This is a genomic window from Paraburkholderia dipogonis (assembly GCF_046027395.1).
GTDB lineage: Bacteria > Pseudomonadota > Gammaproteobacteria > Burkholderiales > Burkholderiaceae > Paraburkholderia > Paraburkholderia dipogonis_A.
The window spans coordinates 92,803-116,960 of the sequence record NZ_JAQQEG010000010.1; the positions used below are offsets into that span (position 1 = coordinate 92,803).

At 62.4% G+C, this 24,158-nt stretch carries 16 protein-coding genes; 13 read left to right on the top strand and 3 right to left on the bottom strand.

The window, feature by feature from the left end:
- Nucleotides 1-92 precede the first annotated feature (92 nt).
- Both PQR32_RS12305 and PQR32_RS12310 read right to left on the bottom strand, forming a co-directional pair.
- Nucleotides 93-1,205, bottom strand: a complete 1,113-nt coding sequence (locus PQR32_RS12305; RefSeq protein WP_408226435.1) for a CaiB/BaiF CoA transferase family protein — start codon at nucleotides 1,203-1,205, stop codon at nucleotides 93-95.
- Nucleotides 1,206-1,436: 231 nt separating this feature from the next.
- The gene (locus PQR32_RS12310; protein WP_408226438.1) at nucleotides 1,437-4,127 is read right to left on the bottom strand and encodes a winged helix-turn-helix domain-containing protein; all 2,691 of its coding nucleotides are present in this window, start codon (nucleotides 4,125-4,127) and stop codon (nucleotides 1,437-1,439) included.
- 459 nt (nucleotides 4,128-4,586) lie between these two features.
- Here PQR32_RS12310 and PQR32_RS12315 point away from each other — a divergent pair, with 459 nt between their 5' ends.
- From PQR32_RS12315 to PQR32_RS12345, 7 genes are all read left to right on the top strand, one after another.
- On the top strand, nucleotides 4,587-5,357 hold the full coding sequence (locus tag PQR32_RS12315; protein WP_408226441.1) for an enoyl-CoA hydratase/isomerase family protein: 771 nt from the start codon (nucleotides 4,587-4,589) through the stop codon (nucleotides 5,355-5,357).
- Between the two features lie 82 nt (nucleotides 5,358-5,439).
- Entirely contained in the window at nucleotides 5,440-6,681 is a 1,242-nt protein-coding gene (locus PQR32_RS12320; RefSeq protein ID WP_408226444.1) for a thiolase family protein, read from the top strand.
- A 33-nt stretch (nucleotides 6,682-6,714) separates the two neighbouring features.
- Complete coding sequence (locus PQR32_RS12325) at nucleotides 6,715-7,860, top strand: acyl-CoA dehydrogenase family protein (RefSeq protein WP_408226447.1); 1,146 nt, start codon at nucleotides 6,715-6,717, stop codon at nucleotides 7,858-7,860.
- Nucleotides 7,861-8,022: 162 nt separating this feature from the next.
- Entirely contained in the window at nucleotides 8,023-8,892 is an 870-nt protein-coding gene (locus PQR32_RS12330; RefSeq protein WP_408226450.1) for an SDR family oxidoreductase, read from the top strand.
- A gap of 58 nt (nucleotides 8,893-8,950) precedes the next feature.
- Nucleotides 8,951-10,609, top strand: coding sequence for a sulfatase-like hydrolase/transferase (locus PQR32_RS12335; RefSeq protein WP_408226453.1), 1,659 nt, complete (start codon nucleotides 8,951-8,953; stop codon nucleotides 10,607-10,609).
- A gap of 56 nt (nucleotides 10,610-10,665) precedes the next feature.
- Nucleotides 10,666-10,863: a hypothetical protein gene (locus tag PQR32_RS12340; RefSeq protein ID WP_408226456.1), complete on the top strand. Its 198-nt coding sequence runs from the start codon at nucleotides 10,666-10,668 to the stop codon at nucleotides 10,861-10,863.
- 56 nt (nucleotides 10,864-10,919) lie between these two features.
- Complete coding sequence (locus PQR32_RS12345) at nucleotides 10,920-12,059, top strand: formylglycine-generating enzyme family protein (RefSeq protein WP_408226460.1); 1,140 nt, start codon at nucleotides 10,920-10,922, stop codon at nucleotides 12,057-12,059.
- 27 nt (nucleotides 12,060-12,086) lie between these two features.
- On the opposite strand, the gene PQR32_RS12350 is transcribed toward PQR32_RS12345, so the two are convergent.
- Nucleotides 12,087-13,148 carry an MBL fold metallo-hydrolase gene (locus PQR32_RS12350; protein ID WP_408226463.1) on the bottom strand — a complete coding sequence of 354 codons (1,062 nt, stop codon included), beginning with the start codon at nucleotides 13,146-13,148 and terminating at the stop codon, nucleotides 12,087-12,089.
- Nucleotides 13,149-13,470: 322 nt separating this feature from the next.
- Here PQR32_RS12350 and PQR32_RS12355 point away from each other — a divergent pair, with 322 nt between their 5' ends.
- The 6 genes from PQR32_RS12355 to PQR32_RS12380 all read left to right on the top strand — a co-directional run bounded on the left by PQR32_RS12355 (nucleotide 13,471) and on the right by PQR32_RS12380 (nucleotide 24,102).
- Entirely contained in the window at nucleotides 13,471-15,273 is a 1,803-nt protein-coding gene (locus PQR32_RS12355) for an acyl-CoA dehydrogenase (protein ID WP_408226466.1), read from the top strand.
- A 416-nt stretch (nucleotides 15,274-15,689) separates the two neighbouring features.
- Nucleotides 15,690-17,465 carry a DUF1302 domain-containing protein gene (locus PQR32_RS12360; protein WP_408226469.1) on the top strand — a complete coding sequence of 592 codons (1,776 nt, stop codon included), beginning with the start codon at nucleotides 15,690-15,692 and terminating at the stop codon, nucleotides 17,463-17,465.
- A 29-nt stretch (nucleotides 17,466-17,494) separates the two neighbouring features.
- On the top strand, nucleotides 17,495-18,871 hold the full coding sequence (locus PQR32_RS12365) for a DUF1329 domain-containing protein (protein ID WP_408226472.1): 1,377 nt from the start codon (nucleotides 17,495-17,497) through the stop codon (nucleotides 18,869-18,871).
- A 147-nt stretch (nucleotides 18,872-19,018) separates the two neighbouring features.
- Nucleotides 19,019-20,155, top strand: coding sequence for a WD40/YVTN/BNR-like repeat-containing protein (locus PQR32_RS12370; RefSeq protein WP_408226475.1), 1,137 nt, complete (start codon nucleotides 19,019-19,021; stop codon nucleotides 20,153-20,155).
- A gap of 31 nt (nucleotides 20,156-20,186) precedes the next feature.
- Entirely contained in the window at nucleotides 20,187-22,598 is a 2,412-nt protein-coding gene (locus PQR32_RS12375; RefSeq protein ID WP_408226478.1) for an efflux RND transporter permease subunit, read from the top strand.
- A gap of 388 nt (nucleotides 22,599-22,986) precedes the next feature.
- Nucleotides 22,987-24,102 carry a porin gene (locus PQR32_RS12380; RefSeq protein ID WP_408226481.1) on the top strand — a complete coding sequence of 372 codons (1,116 nt, stop codon included), beginning with the start codon at nucleotides 22,987-22,989 and terminating at the stop codon, nucleotides 24,100-24,102.
- Nucleotides 24,103-24,158 lie beyond the last annotated feature (56 nt).

Sequence of the window (24,158 nt, forward strand, 5' to 3'; positions counted from 1 at the left end):
TGGGGTACAAGCGCGTTTTGGGAGCCATCGTCCGCGCCGCGCGGGCGCACGGATCGGCAGCCCCTGCGCTGCGCAGAAAGAGCCTGGCCGGATCAGCGTGCTTGCCAGTCCTTGAGTACCGAGTCGGTATGTTCGCCACGGCGGGGAATTGCGCCGGGGCGGGCGGCAGGCGTGGCGGAGAAGCGGGGCGCCGGGCTGGCCTGCAGGATGCCGCCGTCGCGGGTATAGACCTCGCGGGCCTTCATATGCGGATGCGCCGCCGCTTCGTCGGGAGTCAGCACCGGCGCGAAGCAGGCGTCCGTGCCTTCGAGCAGCGCGCACCATTCGTCGCGCGTGCGGCTTGCAAAGAGTTCGGCGAAACGCTCGCGCAACGTTGGCCAGTTGCGCGAATCGTAGCCGTTGTCGAAGGCGCGATCGTCGGCGACACCCAGCTTCTCGCGTAGTTGCTGGTAAAACTTGGGCTCGAGCGAACCCACCGAAATGAACCCGCCATCGGCGCAGCGGTAGGTGTTGTACCAGTGGGGGCCGTCGAGCAGGCTTTGTCCGCGTGCGGGCGTCATCTTGCCCGAAGCCTGCAGCGTCAGCAGCAGCGTCATCATGTGCGCGGTGCCGTCGACGATAGCGGCATCCACCACCTGACCCTGGCCCGTCGCGCGCGCGCTCATGATGCCGGCCAGCAACCCGACGGCGAGGTACATGGCGCCGCCGCCCACGTCGCCGATGAGGCTTGGCGGCGTGACGGGCGGCTCGCCCGGCTGGCCCGCGTACCACAGGGCGCCAGACAGCGCGATGTAGTTCAGATCGTGTCCCGCCGCATGGGCGAGCGGTCCGCTCTGGCCCCAACCGGTCATCCGGCCGTAAACCAGACGAGGATTGTGCTGCAGACAGACGTCCGGGCCGAGGCCGAGGCGCTCCATCACGCCGGGGCGCATGCCCTCGATCAGCGCATCGCACTGTTCGACCAGTTCCAGCACGGTGCGTACGCCTTCGGGCGTCTTGAGATCCACAGCGATCGAGCGCTTGCCGCGGCTCGCGATGTCATTGTTGCCGACATCCACGCGCTCAGTGTCGGCATTGACGCGATCGACGACCACCACGTCTGCGCCGAGATCGGCGAGCAGCATCCCGCAGAAAGGCCCGGGGCCAATGCCCGCGATTTCCAGTACCCGGATGCCGGTGAGCGGCCCTTGCTTGTTTGACGCCATCGTTTGTCTCGCTATGTTTGTAGTCTGCCTAATGATAGACAGCCGCATGCTGCGGCACACCCCCTCAAGCAGGAGGGGGCGGATGGCGGTCCTGGCTGTGATCCGAAGCTGTGATCCCCCTATTCCGGGCAGGGGCACGCGGGCGGGCATGCGTGTACGTTCCGGCGCGTGCTGAAGGGCGCGCGAATGCGAGGGCGGACATGGCGATCCACGGCCCGCTTGATCGGTCGGCTACTGGATGAATCCGTGCTCGCGCGCCCACATCATGGCGTCGTAGCGCGTCGAGACGCCGAGCTTGGTGAGGATATTCCGTACGTTCCACTTCGTCGTGCCGACCGTGATGTTGAGCGTCAGCGCGATGCGTTTGTTCGACATGGCCTGCGAGATCAGCAACAGGATTTCGAGTTCGCGCGGCGTGAGGCTCACGTGTTGCGCGGCCAGCGAGGCAGTACCCGAGGGGCTGACTCGAACGGGGGCCGTGCCGAGCTTGTCGAGCACCGTGTCGAGATAGTGCGCGGCCTGCGTGCCGAGGGCCGGTTCGTGACGCACCGTTGCGAGCAACGGACCGATCCGTTCGCCTTCGTCGAGGAAGGCTCGCATCAGCCCAAGTTTCGCGCCCGAGCGCACGGCATCGGTCAGGCATTGGGTTGCCGCATCGTGCTGCTCGAGATTGTCGAAGCTCACGGCCGCCAGCAGGTTCGCCCGCACGAGCAGCCGCTCGCGCCCGAACGATCGCGCGAACGCCCGGACTTCATCGAGCGCATGGAGCGCCTGACTGGCATCGAAGTTTGCCAGTGCGAGCCGCGCGCGCGCGAACGCAGCGATCGCCGAAAGCTCCGCGTGGAAGCTGGCGCCGCGGTGCGCCTCGCCGAGCGCGCATAGTCTTGCGACTACGTCGTCGGCGCGAATGTGATCGCCGTCGGCAAGCAGGATGCGCGCCTGTTCGGCGAGCATGTACCCCATCGGCCTCGCGAGGCCAAGACCGTGGAAGTGCGCTGCCTGGACATCGAGAAAGGCGAGCGCCGCCGCGGAATCCTGTTGCAGACGATCCAGCCGCGCATGGCATAAGGAGGCCTGAATCATGACCTCCGGCCACGATGATCGCAGGATGCGCGCCCGGTTGGCGAGGACCTCGCGCGCGTCATCGATGCGGTCGAGTTCGTAGTACACCTCGCCCAGCATCGCCGCACAGGTACTCGCGCACACCGAATGCCGCCCATAGGACGATTCCGCCTGTTCGAGGAGAGCCGATGCCAGGTGGACTGCCTCGCTCACCCTGCCTTGCGCCAGGTAGATGGTCGGCAGCGTTGCCTCGACGAGCAGCGCAATTTCGCTGCCGTGGTCTTCGGCCATGACCGCGTTGTCATTGAGCAGTCTCAGCGCGTCCTTGACGCGGCCATTGCGGGCATACGCGTTTGCCAGCGCGCCGAGATAGAGGTACTTCAGCATCCGGTTGTCAGGCCATTCGCTGCGCGGGCGCTCCAGTAGTGCAATGACGCGTTGATTGTCATCGCGCTGCGTGGCGATAGCCGCTTCTGCCAGCGCCAGGTGCACCGCGGCGGCGGGGTGGCTCGCCATATCGGTGCGCCGAAGCTGCTCGAGCCAGCGCTGCGCGAGCGAGGGTCGGGCCGTCAGCGCATACGTGAGGCAGCCCAGAAAGAAGAGCCTCGGGTGAGCGGACAGTGCTTCCTGTGGCAGGTGCTCGAGCAGATGCACCATTGCGCCGACATAGCTGAGGCTCCAGTTGGCCGGTGCCGCTTGCTCGATGGCGTTGACGGCAAACTCGACGTCGCCGCCCAGATTGGCGTGGCGGACCGCTTCCACGAGGAGGTCGTGGCTGGCGAACCATTGGCTGCCGCGACGATGCAGCGCTTCGACGGCATCCTTGCCCCGTTGCGCAAGCCGCGCGGCGAGGAATTCGCCGAGCAGCGGATGAAACCGGAACCACGGCGAGCGATCGTCTGACTCGACGCGCTGGATCAGCAGGCTTTCGTCCTCGGCTCGCCGCAGCAGATCGGCTGCATTCTCCGCGCCGGCAACGAACGCGGCGAGATCGGCGTTGAAGCGCCGGAAGATGGAGATCGACTCCAGGAAAGCGATCAGGGCCGGTGGAGACTGCGCGATGACATCTTCGGCGAGATACGCCTGGAGATCGCCCGATCGCCACAGGAATGCGTGCAACTGCTCGCGTGTACCCGGGCGGCTGCGCAACATGATGGCGATGAGTTGCAGGGTCGCCGGCCATCCCTGGGTCATGTCCTGGATCAGCCGCAGTTCATCGGCGGTGAGCTTCATCGTGCTCAGATTCTGCTCGAAAAACGCGTGGGCTTCTTCGCGGCTGAACGGCAAATCCGAAAAGTCCACCTCGGCCACCTGTCCGTAGACGCGCAGCCGGCTGATGCTCAACGCAGGCGCCACGCGCGACGAGATCACGATGTGCAGATTGCCAGGGCTGTGGGTCAGCAACTTCTGCATCAACTGATGCGCCCACGGGTCTTCGACGTGGTGGTAGTCGTCGACGAAAAGATAGATGTCCTTGGCGAGTTCCTGCGCGCCGGCGATGATCGCCGCCACCACGTTTTCGATCGATCTTGCGCCGTGGTCGTCCTCCGCCAGCGTATCGTCGTCTACCTCGATGCCAAGACGTTTGAATGCGGCGAGCAGGTAGCGGCAGAACACCGAGCCGCGCCGGTCGTCCTGGGTGAGCGCGAGCCATGCGACTTCGGCGCCGGCCTTCATCAGTTCCTGGCGCCACTGCACGAGCAGGATGGTCTTTCCAAAGCCGGCGCCCGCAGTGACAAGCGTGATCGTGCAATGCTGGGTTTCGCGCAGCCGGTCAAGTAGTTGCCTGCGTGGGATGTGTCGCGTGCCGATGCGTGGCGGTGCGAACTTCGCTTGCACGAGCAGATCGTCGAAATGCATTGTCGGAAATTTTCTGGGGTCGATTGCCACCAGCGCGTTCTCGCGCGGGTGCGTGGCCCGGGAGCGTACGGTGGCAAGCAGAAACTGAACAGCGAGGGTTTTCACCAAGGCACACGCAATGGCGCGCAGCAACCGCACCGGGCGAGCGCCTGATGGCTGGCGGCACCCATCCTGTTTGCATGCTAGCACGTCCTTTATGCAAGATCGGCAGCTCACAAGTCGCGCCTGACGGGTCTTCCGCGTCGCGCGGCGGCCCAGAGGCCGTTGCCTACCCGTTGATCCCCCCCGCAAATGGAGGGGAATCCATCGACTCAAATCCCTATCGTAGCAATGCACGAGTGACACCACCGGTGCGCAAGCGCCGCAGCACGTATGGGGCGTGCGCGTCCAGCCACGTGCGGACGGGTGTCATGCAGCTTACGTATCGCCTGAAAAATGGCATGAATCGAGGAGAACAGCATGAGCGTTTCGTTTGAAGTACGGGGTTCCGTCGGCTGGATCACTTTGGCGCGGCCCGAGGCCATGAATGCGCTGGAGCGCGGCATGGTGGATCGCATGACGGCCAAGCTGGTCGAGTGGAAAGATGACGCGCAGGTTCGCGTGGTCGCGTTGACCGGCACCGGTCGCGCATTTTGTGCGGGTGCCGACCTCAAACAGGTCGGCGCGCCGACCGCGCCTGGCGAGATGGACTTTCTCGATGCGATCGTGGTGTTTTTCAACACGCTGCGCGCCTTCCCGCGGCCCGTGATCGCTGCGGTCAACGGCATCGCATTGGCCGGCGGCCTCGAAGCTGTGATGGCTTGCGACTTTGTGATCGCGGCGCAGAGCGCGCGCTTTGGCGATGCGCACTCGAACTTCGGCGTGTTCCCGGGCGGCGGCGGTGCGGCGCTCCTGCCACGTAAGGTGCCCGTCAACGTAGCCAAGTACTTGCTGTTCACCGGCGATTCGCTGCCGGCCGAAGACATGAAGACCTACGGCCTCGTCAGCGAAGTGGTGGCGGACGCGGAATTGCAGGCGCGCGTCCAGGCGCTCGGCGAGAAGCTCGCGGCCAAGAGTCCCATCGTGCTTACCCGGATGAAGCGGGTGGCTGACGAAGCCGCCGACAAGTCGATCGCGGACGCGCTGCGTCACGAGGTTCTGGAACTGCGCAACCATCAGCGCTCGTACGACATTCAGGAAGGCCTGCGCGCGTTCGTCGAAAAGCGCAAGCCCGAATTCAAGGGCTATTGAGCGGCGAGGGGCGCATCCGGCCCCGCGAACGTCCCGGCGCTGCCGGCAAGCTACCAACATTAAGAAAACATCTGAGGTAAACATGGAAGATATCTACATCGTCGGCGTTGGCATGACGCCGTTCGGTCGCCACATGGACAAGAGCGTCAAGCAACTGACGGCATGGGCCGTAGAAGATGCGCTCAAGGATGCGGCGTGCGACCGCAAGTGGGTGCAGGCGGCATTCTTCGGCAACACGACGCAAGGTCACTTCGACGGTCAGCACATGATCCGCGGTCACGTCGCGCTGCTGCCGATGGGTTTTGGCGGCATTCCGATCTACAACCTCGAAGGCGCATGCGCGTCGTCGAGCGCGGCCTTCAATCTGGGTGTCATGCAACTGCGTGCCGGTGCGGCCGACGTGGTGCTGGCCGTGGGTGCGGAGAAGATGTACACGAACGACAAGGCGAAGATGTTCTCGTGCTTCGAGTCGGCGTGGGACATCGAGACGCTCGAGGAAAACAAGAACTACCTGGCGAACATGGGCAAGGATATCGTGCCGCCGCCGGGCTCGCAGTCCGACAAACCGTATAGCCCGTTCATGGATGTCTATGCGGCGCTCGGCCGGGGCTTCATGTCGCGCTTCGGCGTTACGCAGCGCCAGATTGCGGCGGTGGCGTCGAAGAATCACGGCCACTCGGTGCACAACGAGCGCTCGCAATACCGCAAGCCGATGAGCATCGAAGAAGTGCTCGCCGCGCCGCCGATCACGTACCCGATGACGCTGCCGATGTGCTCGCCGATTTCCGACGGCGCCGCCGCGGCAATCCTGTGCACAGAATCTGCGCTGAAGAAATACGGCTTCGATCGCAGCCGTGCGATCAAGGTAATGGCTAGCGTGATGCGCTCGGGTTCGGCGCGTGCCGCCGACGACCACGCAAACGCCTGCACGCCGCTCGCTGCCAAAGATGCATTCGAGCAGGCTGGTATCAGCCCGAGCGAAATCAATGTGGCCGAACTGCACGATGCGTCGGCGATCGGCGAACTGATGCTGTTCGAAGGTCTGGGGCTGCGCGAGCCGGGCATGAGCGGCATCCTCGCCGAACGCGGCGAAACCACGATCGGCGGCTCGATTCCGGTCAATCCGTCGGGCGGCCTCGAATCGAAGGGCCATCCGATCGGCGCGACCGGCCTTGGACAGATCTTCGAGCTGGTCGACCAGTTGCGCGGCAATTGCGGTCCGCGCCAGGTGGAAGGCGCGCGCTTCGCGATTCAGGGCAATGGTGGCGGTCTGTGGCGTGTCGAAGAAGCCACCGAACACATTGCCATCCTCGGCCGGGTTTGATTCCCGAACTTACGGTTACTGCAGAGAAAAACCATGAATATTGAAATGCCGACGGAATACCAGCGCGAAGCGGTCGAGAGCTTCCGCAAGTTCCTGAATAGCGAGATTCGTCCGATCGCCAAGCAGTTTCGTGACCGCTTCATCTTCAAGGAGAAGATGCGCGAGATCACGATGGCCATTGCGGAATTCGGTTTGCCTGGCGCATCGCTCGCGGAAGAGCATGGCGGCATGGGCCTGTCGATGGTCACTGAAGCGATGCTGTTCGAAGAGCTCGTCACGGTGTCGGTCGATATCGGGCTGTGCGTGATGATCAACAAGGGCATGACGCAGCTCGCCGCTGACCTGCCGTCGCCGCTGCGCGAACGCTACCTGCCCGACATGCTGGCCGGGCGCGGGTTCGCGAGCTTCTGCATCAGCGAGCCGGACGTTGGCTCGAACGTGGCGGACATCAAGGTCACGGCACGGCGCGACGGCGACCACTTCATTCTCAATGGCGAGAAGACGTGGATCTCGAACGGCGACTACTCGGACTGGATCGTCGTCACGGCGCGCACCGGTGAGAAGGAGTTGACGCACATCCTCGTCGATCGCAAGGAGCATGGGTACGAGTCGCGCAACATCGAAAAGATCGCGCTGAACTCGCAATCCACCGCGCAGATTTTCCTCACCGACTGTCGTGTGCCCGTCACCAATGTGGTGGGCACAATCGGCGAGGGGCTGAAGAACACGATGAAGACGTTCGAAAAGGCACGCGCCAACGTGGGCATGCTATCGGTGGGCCTCATGCGTGCCGCGCTGGAAGAGTCGATCGCCTACGCAACGGAGCGCAAGCAGTTCGGCAAGAAAATCGCCGGCCATCAGCTGATTGCGGAAAAAATCGCCGAAATGGCGACGATGACCGATGCGGCGCGTCTGATGTGCTTCCGCGCCTTCTCGATGATGGACGCAGGCGTTCGTTGCGATGTGCAGTCGTCGATGGCCAAGTGGTTCGCCACCGAGGCAGCGGTCAAGGTGTGCCGAGACGCGGTGCAACTGCATGGTGGCAACGGTCTGACGAAGGAGTTCAACGTCGAGCGTCTTGCGCGTGAAGCGATCGTGATTCCGATTCCGGACGGCACGACGGAGATCCAGAAGCTGATGATCTCGCGCGCGCTGACGGGTATTGGCTCGTTCATCTAAAGCCGCTTCGGCACGGGTGCGCAAAAGTCAGGAGATGGACAGCGCGCGCCCGTAGCCGCTGGTGCGGCAGGGCGGGTAGCATGCGGTCCGCCCGCCGGGGACGCACAAAGGACCCACAGGTTCTTGTGCGCTTTTGGCAGCCGCGCTCATCGGGCAACGTTCATGCCTTATCAATCCATCTACCGGCCCGGCCTGTTCGAGGGCAGGGTGGTCATCGTGACCGGTGGCGGTAGCGGTATCGGCCGCTGTACCGCGCATGAACTGACGGCGCTTGGTGCGCGCGTCGTCATCGTTGGACGCAATGCCGAAAAGCTCGCACGGGTGAAGGCGGAGATCGAGGCCGATGGGGGCAGCGTGTCGTCGCACATCTGCGACATCCGTGACGACGCAACAGTGATGTCGACCGTCGACGCGGTATTGGCCGATCACGGGCGTATCGACGGTCTCGTCAATAATGCCGGCGGCCAGTTTTTCTCTCCCCTCAAGAGCATTTCGTCCCGGGGCTTCGACGCGGTGGTGCGCAACAACCTAACCGGCGGCTTCATTTTCATGCGCGAAGTGTTTGTGCGCTGGATGGAGCAGCACGGCGGTTCGATCGTCAACATGACCGCCGACATGTGGAATGGTTTGCCCGGCTTCGCACATTCGGGATCGGCTCGCGCCGGCATGCATTCGTTGACCGAAAGTGCCGCATCCGAGTGGGCTGCATCCGGCGTTCGGGTGAACAGCGTCGCGCCCGGTCTCATCGCTTCCAGCGGCTTCGACAACTATTCCGGCGAAGCCGCATCGACCATTCTCAGCTTCACGAAAACGATACCGGCTCAGCGCTACGGCACCGTGGCCGAAGTCTCGGCGGCTATCGTGTTCCTTCTATCGCCCGCAGCGGCGTTCATCACCGGCACCTGCATCCGCGTGGATGGCGGTGGGCCTAATGCGCGTAGTCACTGGACGTGCCCGCCACACCGGAACAACGTTCCGTTCGAAGGCTTTCATCTGGACGCGTTGCCGGATCTGCTCAAGCGCGGTCAGTGAGGTACGCGGGCCGAACACTCGCGTGTGAAGAATATGTACAACAACAGGAGACGTTTTCGTGAAACGCATCATGCCGATAGCGTTCTGCGTCGCACTTGGGGCGACACTTGGGGCCGTCAGTTCAATTGCCGCACCGACCATTACCGAACCGACCAGGGTTCAGGGGATGCCCGGCTATAACCAGCCGAATCAATACCTGACCCGTCGAGCCGTCAAGGTGGCGGACAACATGGAGCCGGTTATCGACAATACCGAGCAGAACCGCGAGGCGCGGCAAAAGCTCGAGGCATTGCAGCAGAAGACGGGCAAGCGGCCGAATGTCGTCATCTTTCTGCTCGATGATGTGGGGTACAGCGATTTCGGCTTCAACGGCGGCGGCGGGGCAGTCGGAAACGACACGCCGGATGTGGACCGTATCGCCGGCCAGAGCCTGGTTCTGAGTTCGGCCTACTCGCAGCCGAGCTGCTCGCCCACGCGCGCTACGATCATGACCGGCCAGAACATGGCGCATCACGGCATTCAGGTGCCGCCTATGTACGGCCAGCCTGGCGGCCTGGAAGGGCTCACCACGCTTGCGCAACTGATGTCGCGCCAGGGTTATACGACCCAGGCGGTCGGCAAATGGCACATGGGTGACAACGTGGGCTCGCAGCCGCAAAACGTCGGGTTCGACGATTTCCGCGGCTTTCTGTCCGTGTCCGATATGTACACGGAGTGGCGAGACCCGGAGTACAACCCGGAGATCGCACTGAGCCCCGATCGCTACAACGCCATTCGCAATCTGCCGTTCAACAAGAGCGACGTGCATGCGGTGAAGGGCGGAAAGATCGAGAACCTGTACGAGATCAACACCGACACCATCAAGGATCTCGACCAGAAGTGGCTCGCCTATACGGTCGACTTCCTGAACCGCCAGAAGCAGGCGGAGAAGCCCTTCTTCCTCTATTACGCACCGCGTGCGTGTCACTTCGACAACTATCCGAACGACTACTACCGCGGGCGTTCGGCATCGCGCACGACGTACGGCGACTGCATGGTCGAAGTCAACGACCTCTTCAAGAAGATGATCGATACGCTCGAGGCCAATAACGAACTGGATAACACGGTCATCTTCTTCGCCTCGGATAACGGTCCAGAGCAAGAGGTTCCGCCGCACGGCCAGACGATGTTCCGCGGCGGCAAGGGTTCGACGTGGGAAGGCGGTGTGCGCAGTCCGTTTTTTGTGTACTGGAAGGGCATGATTCCCGCGCGCAAGTCCGACGGGTTGTTCGACTTCGCCGACCTGTTCAATACGTCGCTGTCGCTTGCCGGGCAACCGGGTGCGGCGCTGGCGAAACAGGTTCCTGCCACGACCTATATCGACGGTATCGATCAGACCTCCTTCCTGCTGGCTGACAAGGGCGTATCGAACCGCCGGAGCATTTTCTACTTCTGGAACGACGAAATAGCAGCGGTTCGGGTCGACGAGTTCAAGTTCGTGATCAAGGTGCAGCTTGCTGATTCGGTGACTCAAGCCGGGTATAACGGAGGCTTCAGCGGCACGATCGCACAGCCGTGGACGGCTCTGATGTTCAACCTCTACACCAATCCGAAGGAAGACGAGACGGTCAGCATCCGGCATATTCCGGCGGCTATTCCCATAGCCGGAGAGCTTCAGCGTTATCGCGAGGTGCTGAAGAAGTACCCGCCGCGCACCCAGATCTCCTTGAAGCAATGACGCACGCCGGCGCTCTCACGGGCGCCGGTACGGCCATCGATGACGGAGGTTTGGACGTGACTTCACCCAGGAAGAGAAAGCACATCTGGATCACGGCCGCGCTGGCCGTCCTCACATTGGGCTGTGCGTTCGCTGTCTATCAGTACAGCGAGGAACCGGCTGCGTTCAGCGTGGCCGACGGCGTGGCCGGCTTGCGCAATATCGTCCGGATTCCCGGCGACGTCGCCTCGATCATCGGTGCTTCATATCGGTGAGCTAGACACCGGTGCGTCCATCGGTTTTGGTGTAACGCTTGATTAGAGGTTTCAGAATGATTCCAGCAAAGAGACGAAAACACATCGGGTTCGCAGCGGTGCTGGCCGCGCTCATTCTAAGCTCTGCTGTCGCGGCCTATCAATACAACAAGGAGCCCGTTGCGCTCAGCGTTGGCGATGGCAAAACCGGTCCGCGCGACATGGTCTGGATTCCCGGTGGCGAGTTCGCCATGGGAAGCGATCACCAGCACGCTCAGCCGAACGAAGGCCCGGCTCATCGGGTGAAAGTGAGTGGTTACTGGATCGATCGCTACGACGTCACCAACGCGGATTTCGCGCGCTTCGTCGCTGCGACGGGCTACGTGACGACCGCCGAGCGCAAGCCGCGCTGGGAGGACCTGGCCGTGCAGTTGCCGCCGGGTACCCCGAAGCCTGCCGACAGCGTGCTCGTGCCAGGGGCGCTGGTGTTTGCCGGAACAGACGCGCCCGTACCGCTGGAGGACTATTCTCGCTGGTGGAAGTTCGTTCCGGGCGCAAACTGGCGGCATCCGACTGGACCCGATAGCAATATCACGGGAAAAAACAAACATCCCGTAGTGCAGGTGTCCTACGAGGATGCGCAAGCCTACGCACGGTGGGCACACAAGCGGCTCCTCACCGAGGCGGAGTGGGAATACGCGGCAAGAGGCGGTCTCGAGCAGGCCGACTACGCGTGGGGAGCCGAATTTGCACCGCGCGGAAAGAAGATGGCCAATACGTGGGACGACGCGTCCCGGCCATTTCCTGTTACCGCGGCGCGCGGCACCCATGAAAAGGTGCAGGTCGGCACCTCGCCCGTTGGCCGCTACGCGCCGAACGGCTATGGTCTGTACGACATGGCCGGCAACGTCTGGCAGTGGGTCGGCGACTGGTATCGCGCGGACGCGTTTCGTATCGAAGCGGCGAGTGCGCGCGTCGTCACGGACCCGAAAGGCCCGTCGAACAGTTTTGACCCGGCATTGGGCGAGACCGCTTACGCACCCGCTCGCGTGACCCGTGGCGGCTCGTTTCTGTGCAGCGAGACGTACTGCATGAGCTACCGGACAAGTGCGCGGCGTGGTACGGATCCGATGAATGGTATGTCGCATCTTGGCTTCCGCCTCGCGATGGACGAGAGCGAATGGAAGCGTGAACGCGACAGGCCCGACGCGAAGTAGCGCGGGCGCTACATATCGGGCCCGCCGTTAGCGGGCCCGATACCACGCGACGCCGTCCCCGTCCGTCTCGATCGAGGCTTGATCACGGGCCACGAGGTAGTTCAGGTGGGCGATGCTCTCGCCGGTAGCGAGTCCCAGCAGCGAAGCATCCGTCGACGAGATCGCCCGCGCGAAGAGGGTGCCGAATACGTCGATCACTCGGCTCGGCGACTGCAATGCCGCGTGCAGTCGCGCGAGCACGCGCCGCTGACTGGACGCGAGACGATCGAGCCGTTCGTGCAGTCCGACAAAGGGTTCATTGTGCGCGGGCAGTACCAGCACATCGTTCGGCACCCGCTGCCGGATCTTTTCGATGGATGCGAGCCAATCGGCGAGCGGGTCGGCATCGGGCTCGGTCGGATGCACGGAGACGTTGGAAGAAATGCGCGGCAGCACCTGATCGCCCGAGATCAGGAGTCGCAGTGACGGGCAGTACAGGCACGCATGTTCGGGCGTATGGCCCGAACCGACCACCACCTCCCACTCGTGTTGGCCGATGCGAATCACCTCGCCATCCTGGATGCGCCGGTAGCTATCTGGCAGTGGCGACGTCATCCTGCCGAAGCCGCCGAAGCGCTGCCGGTAAGCGCCGATCGCGTTTTCATCCCAGCCCGCGCGGCGATAGAAAGCGATCGCCTCGTCCGGCGCTGCGCGACCGGTGTCCCCCACCAGCACGCGGCAATTGAGATATTCGAGGCGCGTCATCCAGAGGCGGCATTCGAACCTGCGCGTGAGCCATCCCGCCATCCCGACATGGTCAGGATGCATGTGCGTGACGATGACGCGGCTTGGCCTCTGTCCGGCGAGCGGCCCGTCCAGCACCTCGTTCCAGGCGGCAGTCGTGTCCTCGTTGTAGACGCCCGTGTCGACCAACGTGTAGCCATCCGTGTCCGCAATCGTCCACAGGTTGATGTGGGTCAATGCCGAGGGCAGGGGCATGCGTATCCACTGCACACCGGGTGCGACCTCGCGCGTATCGCCGCGCTCCGGCGGCGTACCGCAGGGATAGCTGAGCACGCCGCGGGTATCGCTGCTGTGGTTGTCCGTCATCGTTGTTGTGTCCTTTCGTGTGCAGATCTACAGGATGCTTCACCCGTAAGACATGTATCGCGATTCGAGTGAAATGTCACCCTCCGTTCGGGGGGGGCGGCCGACGTGCCAGCCACTTTCCCGTCTCTGTCGGCGTGCGAACCGCGCATGCCGCGCGTGGGCGCCCCGTCTTTACGAGGGGGAGGCACAGCGCTTGAAAGATGCTTAAATCTGGACCCACTTCGACGTGCTGCCGCCCTGCATGCCAGAGGAGCGGTGCGCGTTGGCACGCGGACGGACGCAGCACGTGCCCCAGTTTCCCATTCCAAAGAGGAGAAAGACCATGAGCTACATCGCGCCACTCAAGGACATGATGTTCGTGATGAAAGAACTGGCGGGTCTTGACCGCGTCGCGACGTTGCCGGGCTTCGAAGACGCGACCGAGGAGACCGCGCAGGCCGTGCTCGCGGAAATCGCGAAGTTCTGCGGCGAAGTGGTGGCGCCGTTGAACGCACAAGGCGACAGGAATCCGAGCACCTGGCTCGACGGCAAGGTGACGACGACGGCCGGCTTCAAGGAGGCCTTCCGTCAGTTCTCCGAAGGCGGCTGGCAGGGCGTCATGCATCCGGTCGAATATGGTGGCCAAGGGCTGCCGAAGCTAATCGCGACGCCTTGCCTCGAGATGCTGAAGGCCGCGAATCTGTCGTTTTCAGCGTGTCCGTCTCTCACGGACGGCGCAATAGAAGCGTTGTTGATTGCCGGTTCGCAGGCACAGAAACAACTGTATTTGCCCAAGCTGGTGTCGGGTACGTGGACCGGCACAATGAATCTGACCGAGCCGCAGGCGGGGTCCGATCTGGCGCTCCTGCGCGCGCGAGCTGAGCCGCAGGGCGACGGCTGTTACAAGATATTCGGCACAAAAATCTTCATCACGTGGGGCGAGCACGATATGGCGGATAACATCGTCCACCTCGTGCTGGCACGCACCCCCGACGCACCCGAAGGTGTAAAGGGCATCTCCCTGTTCATCGTCCCCAAGTTCCTCGTCAACGAGGACGGCTCGCTCGGCGAGCGCAACGATGTGCATTGCGTATCGATCGAACACAAACTCGGCATCAAGGCAAACCCGACTGCCGTGCTGCAGTATGGCGACAATGGCGGTGCGACCGGCTATCTGATCGGCGAGGAAAACCGTGGCCTTGAATACATGTTCATCATGATGACAGCGGCGCGATTTTCGGTCGGCATGGAGGGCCTCGGTGTGTCGGGCCGCGCGTATCAGAAGGCGGCCGCGTACGCGAAGGAGCGGGTGCAAGGTCGGCCCTCCGACGGTTCCGCGAGGCACGCGGTCGCGATCATCCATCATCCGGACGTGCGCCGCATGCTGGCGACGATGCGCGCGCTAACCGAAGGGGCGCGCGCACTCGCGTACGTCGCGGCTGGCCATTGCGACATGGCGCATCGTCATCCGGACCCGGCAACGCGCGCCGAACATCATGCGCTCTATGAATTTCTGGTGCCGGTCATCAAGGGGTGGAGCACGGAGCTTTCGCTCGAAGTGACGGGCCTCGGTGTGCAGGTGCATGGCGGCGTGGGGTTCATCGAGGAGACAGGCGCCGCGCAGTACTACCGCGATGCACGCATTCTGCCGATCTACGAAGGCACCACGGCGATCCAGGCCAACGACCTCGTCGGCCGTAAAACGGTGCGCGACGGCGGCGAGGTCGCAAAGACGATTCTTGCGCAGATCGATCAAACGCTCGCGGCGCTGCAGGCACACGTTTCGTACGAGTTGAGTGCTGCCTTCCCGGCGCTGCATCGCCATCTTGCGGCGGGCCGGGGCGCGTTCGCGAACGCAATCGAATTCATGATCGCGCACTTCAGGAGTGATCCGAATGCGGCGTTCATTGGGAGCGTGCCGTACCTGAAGCTGACCGGGATCGTGCTGTGCGGCTGGCAAATGGCACGTGCACTGCTGGTGGCGGCGGACAGGATGCCCGACGATCCGTCGTTTTACGGCGCGAAGATTGCCACGGCGCATTTCTACGCCACACACGTGTTGCCCCAGGCGATAGCGTTCGAATTGACAATCCTCAGCGGACGGGGCGGTGAAGGTGTACTGGCGCTCGCCGAGGATCAGTTTTGACTGGCTGACTCCCCCTTCGTCCATACGCAGAAAACGGCGCCACGCGGGCGCCGTTTTTTCATTTGCGCTGCCCTTCGCAAGCTATCTAGTAAACCCGCCCCCTCCTTTTTACAGGGGAGGGGATAGGGGAGTGCTGGCAATCTGACACTTAGCTGTTTGATACGGCTGTCGTATGGAAAAGCAAATCCATCGTTCGAGATTTCAGAGGAGGTCGACTGAGGATCGCAGTGACAGGTTGAGACGTGACTAACAACATAAAAATCTGCGTTGAGTTCGATACAAGCGGGCGTCGGGACGGTGGATCGAGATTGCCTGATTCACCCGCAGTGGCAACCGGCGCAGCCCTGTCTGAATAAGAGTATCGGGGTTTGCGCGTGAGTGTGAACTCAGCCGGCAGGACAACAGGAGACAAAAAGATGTTTCGCAAGACAAAGCAAGGGGACTGGGTGCAGAAACTGCCGAGGCTGACAATTCTCGCGGGCCTGGTGTCGGCCGTCATGCCGATCTACGCGCACGCGTTCAGGATCGACACTGGATCTTCTGACTGGGAAGTCAACTGGGATAACACCGTTAGCTACAACATCGGTATGCGGGCCGAGGGCATCGATCCCATGATCGGAAATAATCCGAACTTCGATGACGGCGACTACAAATTCAAGCACGCCGGCGACATTGTCACCAACCGGCTGTCGGTGGTGTCCGAGTTCACCGCGGCTTACCAGGGGTACGTCGGTTTCAAACTGTCGGGCTCGGCATGGAAGGATTTTGCTTACGGCAGCGGCGACGTGACGAACCCGGGCATGTATGCGCCCGGCGTCACCTATCAGTCGATCAGGGCCTATCCGAACGGGCAGTACGGCTCCTATACGAACCGATACTACGTAGAGGGCGCGCAGCTGCTGGATGGGTTCGCTTTCTACAACTCGGAGATCGGCGGCAAGGCGATTTATTTCAAGGCCGGCCAGTTTACCGAGTACTGGGGTAATTCCCTCCTGTCTCCCACCCAGGGCATTTCGTATGGGCAGGGCGCGACTGACGGGATCAAGGCACTTAACTCGCCGGGCACCCAGACCAAGGAGCTGCTCCTGCCGCGTCCGCAGATCAGCCTGACAGCACAGGTGACACCGCAGGTGTCCGTATCGGGACAGTACGAGCTTGGGTGGCAGGCGAATCGTCTTGGCACGGGCGGCACCTACCTCGAGGCAAATGACGCTGTTGCCCAGGGGCCATCGGGCCTCTTTGTTACGACGTTGCCAGGCGCGGTGCGTCCGCTGTTTGGTTTGCCGCCGGGCGGCCCGTTTGGGTATGTCATCCCCCAGGGCACGGCTAACACGCCGCCGCAGCTGGACAACAACTTCGGACTCAAGACGAGCTGGACGCCGAGTTTCATGAACGGCGCGATGGGTTTCTATTTCCGCCGCTTCGACGAAACGCAGCCCTGGGTGTTGTCGGACTGGAAGAGCTTCCCGGCGTTGCATACCTCCCTGCCGACCGACTACCACCTGGCCTATAACCGCGGCGTCCAGCTGTTCGGCTATAGCCTCGATACGACGATCGGCAGCGTGGCCACGGGATTCGAAGCATCCTACCGGCGCAATACGGCCCTCAACACCGCGCTGAGTTCGAACATAGCGACCCAGACGGAAGGCGCGAAGGGTGATGTGCTGAACCTGGTCGCCAATGCAATCGTGCCTTTGTCGCGTTCGCCCCTTTGGGATACGGGTACGCTGATTGCCGAACTGTCGTACACGCACCTCATGTCCGTGACTCAGAATGCGTCGATCTATAACGGTCTGGGTTATGGCGGCTGCCCCTCCAACAACAAGTGGGCGGGGTGTTCGACCAAAAACTATGTGGGCGCCGGCGTCGTATTCCAGCCGCAATGGCTTCAGGTGTTCCCGGGCGTGGATCTGAGTATGCCGACCTCGATCACGGGCGGCCTCTATGGGAACAATCCGATCAACCCCGGCCCAGCGGGCGGGGGGCAGGGCTTTTTTATCTACTCCATTGGCGTCCAGGCACTGATTCGCCAGAAGACCACGGTCACGCTGGCCTACAACGGCTATCACGCGCACGTAAATGGTACTTCGACGACACCGAGCGGCTTGAGCTATGACAACAGCGGGGCCGCCGGGCTGGTCGATCTCAACGACCGCCCGTGGGTGTCGTTGACGATTCAATCGTCGTTCTGATTCGCACCAACAAGATAGTGGAGACATTCATGAAGATCTGGATTCATCTGGCTGCTGCCGGTCTGGTGGCGCTGCACGGCGCCGGCGCATTCGCTGCGGTATCGGCAGACGAGGCCAAACAGCTCGGCACTACGCTGACCGCGTTTGGCGCCCAGAAGGCGGCGAGTGCCGACGGCACGATTCCGGAGTACACCGGTGGACTTACCCAGGCACCGGCGGACTTTGTGCCCAATAGCGGCAAATGGCCCGACCCGTTCAAAGGTGAAAAGGCCGCCTTCAGCATCACCGCGGCGAACATGTCGCAATATGCCGACCAGCTGACACCGGGCGTGCAGGCGCTGCTCAAGCGGTTTCCCGACTACCGCGTCGATGTCTATCCGACGCATCGCACGATCCGCTATCCCCAATGGGTGCTCGACAACACGCTTAAGAACGCCACCAGCGCGAAGCTGACCGGCAAGATCGAGGGCGACGGCGTGGAGGGTGCATTCGGCGGGATTCCATTCCCGATTCCAAAGAACGGCTACGAGGTGATGTGGAACGCGCTGCTGAACTATCAGCGCACGCAATACGACGCGAGGAACGTGGGCGCCTTTCTGGTCGATACCTCGGGAGGACGCACCGATCTGCCGGTTCTGGATATTGTTGAATTCCGGCCGTACTACGACCGCGCGTTGGCGGGCAAGAACTTCACCGGGTCATATGACCGGCTGTGGGTGCAACAAAAGACCCCGCCGACGACGGCAGGAACGTCGATCCTGGTGGACTACCCGATTAACTATTCCGAAGCCGATCAGACGACCTGGGCGTATTTTCCCGCGCAACGTCGCACCCGCATGGCGCCCGACTACAAATACGACACCCCTGCGGCGAGCTACGGTGGCGTCACGTTCTGGGACGAGGCTGCGGTCTTCCGTGGCCGGATGGACCGGTTCGACTTCAAGCTGATCGGCAAGAAGGAAGTGTTCATTCCGTATAACAACTACAAGCTTTCGCAAATTCCGCCGGATGACCTGTTCGGACCCAAGCACACCAAACCGGATGCGGTGCGTTGGGAGCGGCATCGTGTCTGGGTCGTGGAAGCCACGTTGAAGGCTGATGCGCGACATGCGTATTCGAAGCGGGTCTTCTATGTCGACGAGGATAGCTGGGCATTCAGCGAATCAGACGGCTTCGGCCAGGATGGCAAGCTGTGGCGCGTCGGTCTCGACTATTCATTCAACTACTACGACGATGGCGGCGGCGTTTTCGCCACTTCGCTGGGCTTCTACGACCTGCAAAAGGGGAACTACTTTGTCGCCGGTACGGCTAGCCTGAGTGGTCCCATGCAAGTCCGTGTGGCCGAAAAACTGGAAAAGCCGATGCTGTTTACGCCAGCAGGCATGGCGGGAACCGGCCTCCGCTAATGCTCGCACCGCAGTCCGGCGGGTAGTGTACGGACTGCTTCCCGGCTGGATGGCGGCTGCACGCCGCCTCCGGCCGGGAGTGCAGGGACCCGATACGACATGATTGCGGATGCCTTGGAAAAGGCATCGGATGATCGAAGGTGAAACATGTTTCAGCAAACGTTTGTGGGCATCGCCCGCGGGAGTCTGCTGCTGGGCGCGCTGATGATGGCGAGCTCTGGCGGAGTCGCGGCGCAATCGTTGTCGGACACGAGCGCGCACCAGAGCGCGGGTGTGGTTTTGCACAAGGATCCGTTTGTCGATCCGCTGGATGAGGCTGCGGTGATGCACCGAAGCATCGCTGGGCGACCCCTGATGTCGGTCGTGCGTGCAGGAACGCGGCTTGTTGTGGCCGGCATGCGTGGCCTGATTGCGATGTCGGACGACAACGGCAAGACGTGGACCCAGGTGAGCTCGCCGGTCAGAAGCGATCTGCTCGCGCTGAGCTTTCCGACGGCGTTGGAAGGCTGGGCGGTCGGCCACGATGGCGTTGTGCTCCACACCGCCGACGGCGGTAAGACCTGGATCAAGCAGTTCGACGGCCGCATGGCCGCCACGGCGCTGATTGAAAACTACAAGACGCGCATTGCTGCCGGCGATGCCACGTTGCAACCCTACCTGGATCAACTGGTACTGAACTACAAAGCGGGACCGTCGCTGCCGCTTCTCGGCGTGGTGTTCCGGGATACGTTGCATGGATTCGCCGTCGGGCCGTTCGGCATGGCTATCGCGACTGACGATGGCGGGAAAACCTGGGCTCCCATTCTGGAGCGTATCGAGAATCCACAGTTTCTGCATCTGGACGCGATCCGTGAAGTGGCGGGCAAGGTGTATATCGCCGCCGAAAAAGGCACCGTCTTCTGGCTCGATCCGGACACGGGAAAGTTTCATCGCGTTGATACAGGCTATGCAGGAAGCTTCTTTGGCGTGACAGGCAACGAGGACGTGCTGCTCGCCTACGGGCTGCGCGGCACGGTCTATCGCAGTGCCGATCGCGGCGCCACATGGCGTGCGATGCAAAGTCCGCTGCATGGCACCGTGACCGGCGCGAGCTATGTGCCAGGGCTTCGCACTTTTGCGCTCGTGAGCAGCGCCGGTGAGATTGCAACCGCTGACGCATCGGCAAACGCGCTTCACCTTTCGAAGTCCACGCGGCCGACGCTCATCACTGCGGTACAGGCATTAGCGGGCAGCACGCTGGTTTTGTCAGGTCTCGATGGCGTGAGTTTCGCCGCGCTTCGGTAATCGCACCCGCTTCAGGATAAAGAATACAGGTATGTCACTGAACACTGAACGAATCGATTCAATGCCGGTTCTGAAGAACCGTGAGGATTTCGAATCGAAATCCGGCTCGCGCCTCGAGCGGCTCATTTTCAATCATCGGCTATGGATCGTCGTGCTGTGTGCGATCCTGACGGCGTTCCTCAGCTTTGAGGCGGCGAAGTCGACCGTCAGTGCGAGCTACGAACGGATGATGCCGCAGTCGAGCCCGTTCATCCGCAACTATCTCGAGAACATCGGCTCCCTGCGTGGCCTCGGCAACTCGCTGCGCATCGTGGTCGAAAACCGTAAAGGCAACATCTACGACCAGAAGTATCTCAAGGTCCTGCGGCAGGTCAATGACAAGATCTACGTGATTCCGGGCGTCGACCGGTCGTTCGTCAAGTCGCTCTGGATGCCGGTGGTACGGTGGACCGAGGTGACGGAAAACGGCTTCCAGGGCGGCCCGGTGATGCCGGACAACTATGACGGATCGGCCGGCAGCCTCGGTCAACTGCGCACGAACGTCGCGCGGGCCGGCATTGTCGGTTCATTGGTCGGCAATGACCAGCAGTCGAGCACGATCTTTGTGCCGTTGCTCGACCACTATGCGGATACGGGCAAACCGCTCGACGCGCGCGCGGTGTACGACGCAATCGAGAAGATCCGCGCTGAGTATGCCGGCGACGACATCAGCATTCACGTGATCGGCTTTGCCGAGGTGGTGGGCGACCTGATTCATGGGCTGATGCAGATCGCGGTTTATTTCGGTATCGCGGCGGCGATTGCGGCGGCGGTGATCTTCGCCTATACACGCTGCGTCCGGAGCACGGCACTCGTCATCTATTGTTCGTTGACAGCGGTGCTGTGGCAGCTTGGCATCGTTCGGCTGCTGGGCGTCGATCTCGATCCCTATTCGATTCTGGTGCCATTCCTGATCTTTGCCATCGGCGTATCGCATGGCGCCCAGAAGATGAACGGCATCATGCAGGATATCGGGCGTGGCACGGACCGCTATGTGGCGGCGCGTTACACGTTCCGCCGTCTGTTTCTTGCGGGGCTTACCGCGTTGCTGGCGGATGCGGTGGGATTCGCCGTGCTCATGCTCATCGACATTCCGGTGATCCGCGGCCTCGCACTTGCCGCCAGCGTCGGCGTGGCGGTGCTGATCTTTACGAATCTGGTGTTTCTGCCGGTGCTGCTGTCCTACACCGGCGTGACGCGCGCCGCTGCCACGCGCAGTTTGCGTGCCGGCGATCAGAACGCGCTTATCCGGCTGCTCATGCCGTTCACGCGCCGCCCCTATGCGTGCGGGGCTGTGCTGGTAGCGGGGATGCTCACGGCAGGAGGGCTGCTCATCGGCCAGCATCTGAAGATCGGCGATCTCGATCCGGGGGCGCCCGAGTTGCGCGCGGACTCGCGGTATAACCGCGACAACGCGTACATCACCGGCCACTATCGCCTGTCGACCGACCAGTTCGCGGTGATCACGAAGACGCCGCCCGGCGGGATCAACGACTTCAAGACGCTGATCGAAATGGACAACCTCGAGCAGCAGTTGCGGGATCTGCCGGGTGTGCAGACGACGACCTCAATCAGCAGTCTGAGCCGTCGCTACACGGCGGCGGGCTATGAAGGCGATCCGCGCTGGATGACCATCAGCCGCGATCCCGCCATATCGACCGACGCCGTCAACAACGCCTATGTCGCGAACCCTGAACTGGTGGATGGCGCCCGCGCTGTCGCACCCGTCGTCGCTTTCCTCGCTGACCACAAGGCGCAGACGCTGGCACGGGTGGTGAAGACGGTCGAAGCGTTCGCGGCCCAGCATAACGCCGGTGACCGCCAGTTCCTGCTGGCGGCCGGCAGCGCCGGGATCGAGGCGGCGACGAACATCGCGGTCGAGAAGGCCAACCGGATGATGCTGCTGCTCGTCTATGCCGCGGTCATCGTGCTGTGCTTCATTACGTTCCGTAGCTGGCGTGCGGTGGTGGTGGCCGTCGTGCCGCTCGTCATTACGTCGATTCTGTGCGAGGCGTTGATGGTGATGCTCGGCATCGGCGTGAAGGTCGCGACACTGCCGGTGACCGCGTTGGGTGTCGGCATTGGCGTGGATTACGCGCTCTACCTGGTCAGCGTTCAACTGACGTTGCTGCGGCAGGGCGCTTCGCTCGAAGACGCATACCGTGGAGCGCTCAGCTTTACCGGCAAGGTCATTGCGCTGATTGGCGTCACGCTTGCCGTCGCGGTGGTGACGTGGGCATGGTCGCCGATCAAGTTCCAGGCTGATATGGGCATTCTGCTTACCTTTATGTTCGTGTGGAACATGGTGGGCGCGCTCGTGCTGATTCCCGCGTTGTCATACTTCCTGCTGAATCATCGGAAGGTACCGCAGACCGCGGCATCGCAAGTTCTCGCCAGAGAATAGCGCCACGCGCGACCGAGGCGCCGTCCCGTAACCGTTTGCAACGAGGCCGTTGCGCGAGGCGACGCCCGTGCGACGGCCTTTCCCGCACGCGGCAGGCACGGCGTCACCCTGACGCCGGTGGCGCGTCCGCCACTGGCATAGGGGCGACGCCCCCCGGTCGGCATATTGGGCTGCGGCACCCCCCCTACATGGGAGGGGGGCATCCAGGCGGAAAGGTCCCTATCCTTCTTCCATGCCAACTGGCATGTCAGCACGTCAGATGGTCACACGGCGTCCGTTACACGCGTCCGTTACACGGCGTCCGCGAAGGTATCCGCAGCTGTTACGCATTTGCTTGAGTTTGTTTCGCGCGTCTGTCCGGCGCGATAGGCACAAAGAGGAAGGTTGTATGCGCTTTATCAGTCGGAGTATTGGCGGGGCCGCTTTGATGCTCGCCGCAGGGGGGGCCGCGGCGCAGTCAAACGTGACGCTGTATGGGGTGGTCGATACGTTCGTCCAGTACCTGAATAACGGCGGAAAGACTTCGATTTCCGAGCGAAGCGGCGGCAGCACGGGGTCGATGATCGGCCTGAAGGGCAGTGAAGATCTGGGTGGCGGACTGAAGGCGATCTTCGATCTGGAAAGCGGTTTCACGGCGAACAACGGCGCATTTTTTGTCGATAGCAGCAAGCTTTTCGAGCGTCAGTCATGGGTCGGACTCGCGAGCGACCACTACGGCACGCTGACATTCGGGCGTCAATATCAGCCGAGTTTCTGGATCGCCTATTTCGCCGAGCCGTTCCGGGGCAACGAAATCTTGTCGCCGTTCTCGGCGGGCATCTTGCCGGTGGACAAGCGGACCCTGTCTACCCAATACCCGGCAGGGCGGGTGGATAACTCGATCTTGTACCGCTCGCCGGTCTTGGGCGGTTTCAAGTTTTATGCGATGTACGCGCTTCCTGACACGGTGACCCAGCCAGTGCCGGTCACTTCGGGCGATGTCCTCGATGTCGGGGTGACCTACGAAGGCTATGGGCTTTACGCGGGCCTCGCGTATCAGAGCCAGCATGCGGGCTCTGAAACGTTCCCCGGGCTGCCGGCTGCGCTGAATCTGCTGCCGACGGAGCACTTCACGGGCGCACTGGCGTACCGGCTGGGCATCGTGAATCTCCAGTTCATCTATACCTATGCCCGGCCGGGCAATGCGCCGGCGGGTTCGCCGGCGGCGCAGCTCAATGCGGGGCATTCGGTCAGCGTGGCCGAACTGGGCGCGACGATTCAGGCCACCGCGGCGGACGTGATCGAGGTGGCCGCGGTTGAGCGCAACGTGCGCGGCGCTCACGACAACACGGTTGGCATCGAGCTGGGCGCTGATCACAACCTGTCCAAACGCACGAGCGTCTACATGCGTGCGGGCTATATGAAGAACCACGGCAGCGCGACGGCGAGCTGGCCAGGGGTATCGGTGACCGGGACAGGCACGTCGCAGACCCTTTTCGCGCTCGGCATCATGCATCGATTCTGACGGGCACGCGCACGATCCGAGGGGGTGCCTGGTGGGGGCCGTTGCGTTGCAGAGGA

Excerpts from the sequence above, each read along its gene's own strand:
- PQR32_RS12310 (WP_408226438.1), bottom strand. The coding sequence starts at position 4,127 with ATGCATTTCGACGATCTGCTCGTGCAAGCGAAGTTCGCACCGCCACGC.
- PQR32_RS12305 (WP_408226435.1), bottom strand. The coding sequence starts at position 1,205 with ATGGCGTCAAACAAGCAAGGGCCGCTCACCGGCATCCGGGTACTGGAA.
- PQR32_RS12375 (WP_408226478.1), top strand. The coding sequence starts at position 20,187 with ATGTCACTGAACACTGAACGAATCGATTCAATGCCGGTTCTGAAGAAC.
- PQR32_RS12355 (WP_408226466.1), top strand. The coding sequence starts at position 13,471 with ATGAGCTACATCGCGCCACTCAAGGACATGATGTTCGTGATGAAAGAA.
- PQR32_RS12330 (WP_408226450.1), top strand. The coding sequence starts at position 8,023 with ATGCCTTATCAATCCATCTACCGGCCCGGCCTGTTCGAGGGCAGGGTG.
- PQR32_RS12320 (WP_408226444.1), top strand. The coding sequence starts at position 5,440 with ATGGAAGATATCTACATCGTCGGCGTTGGCATGACGCCGTTCGGTCGC.
- PQR32_RS12370 (WP_408226475.1), top strand. The coding sequence starts at position 19,019 with ATGTTTCAGCAAACGTTTGTGGGCATCGCCCGCGGGAGTCTGCTGCTG.
- PQR32_RS12350 (WP_408226463.1), bottom strand. The coding sequence starts at position 13,148 with ATGACGGACAACCACAGCAGCGATACCCGCGGCGTGCTCAGCTATCCC.
- PQR32_RS12345 (WP_408226460.1), top strand. The coding sequence starts at position 10,920 with ATGATTCCAGCAAAGAGACGAAAACACATCGGGTTCGCAGCGGTGCTG.
- PQR32_RS12365 (WP_408226472.1), top strand. The coding sequence starts at position 17,495 with ATGAAGATCTGGATTCATCTGGCTGCTGCCGGTCTGGTGGCGCTGCAC.
- PQR32_RS12325 (WP_408226447.1), top strand. The coding sequence starts at position 6,715 with ATGAATATTGAAATGCCGACGGAATACCAGCGCGAAGCGGTCGAGAGC.
- PQR32_RS12380 (WP_408226481.1), top strand. The coding sequence starts at position 22,987 with ATGCGCTTTATCAGTCGGAGTATTGGCGGGGCCGCTTTGATGCTCGCC.
- PQR32_RS12315 (WP_408226441.1), top strand. The coding sequence starts at position 4,587 with ATGAGCGTTTCGTTTGAAGTACGGGGTTCCGTCGGCTGGATCACTTTG.
- PQR32_RS12360 (WP_408226469.1), top strand. The coding sequence starts at position 15,690 with ATGTTTCGCAAGACAAAGCAAGGGGACTGGGTGCAGAAACTGCCGAGG.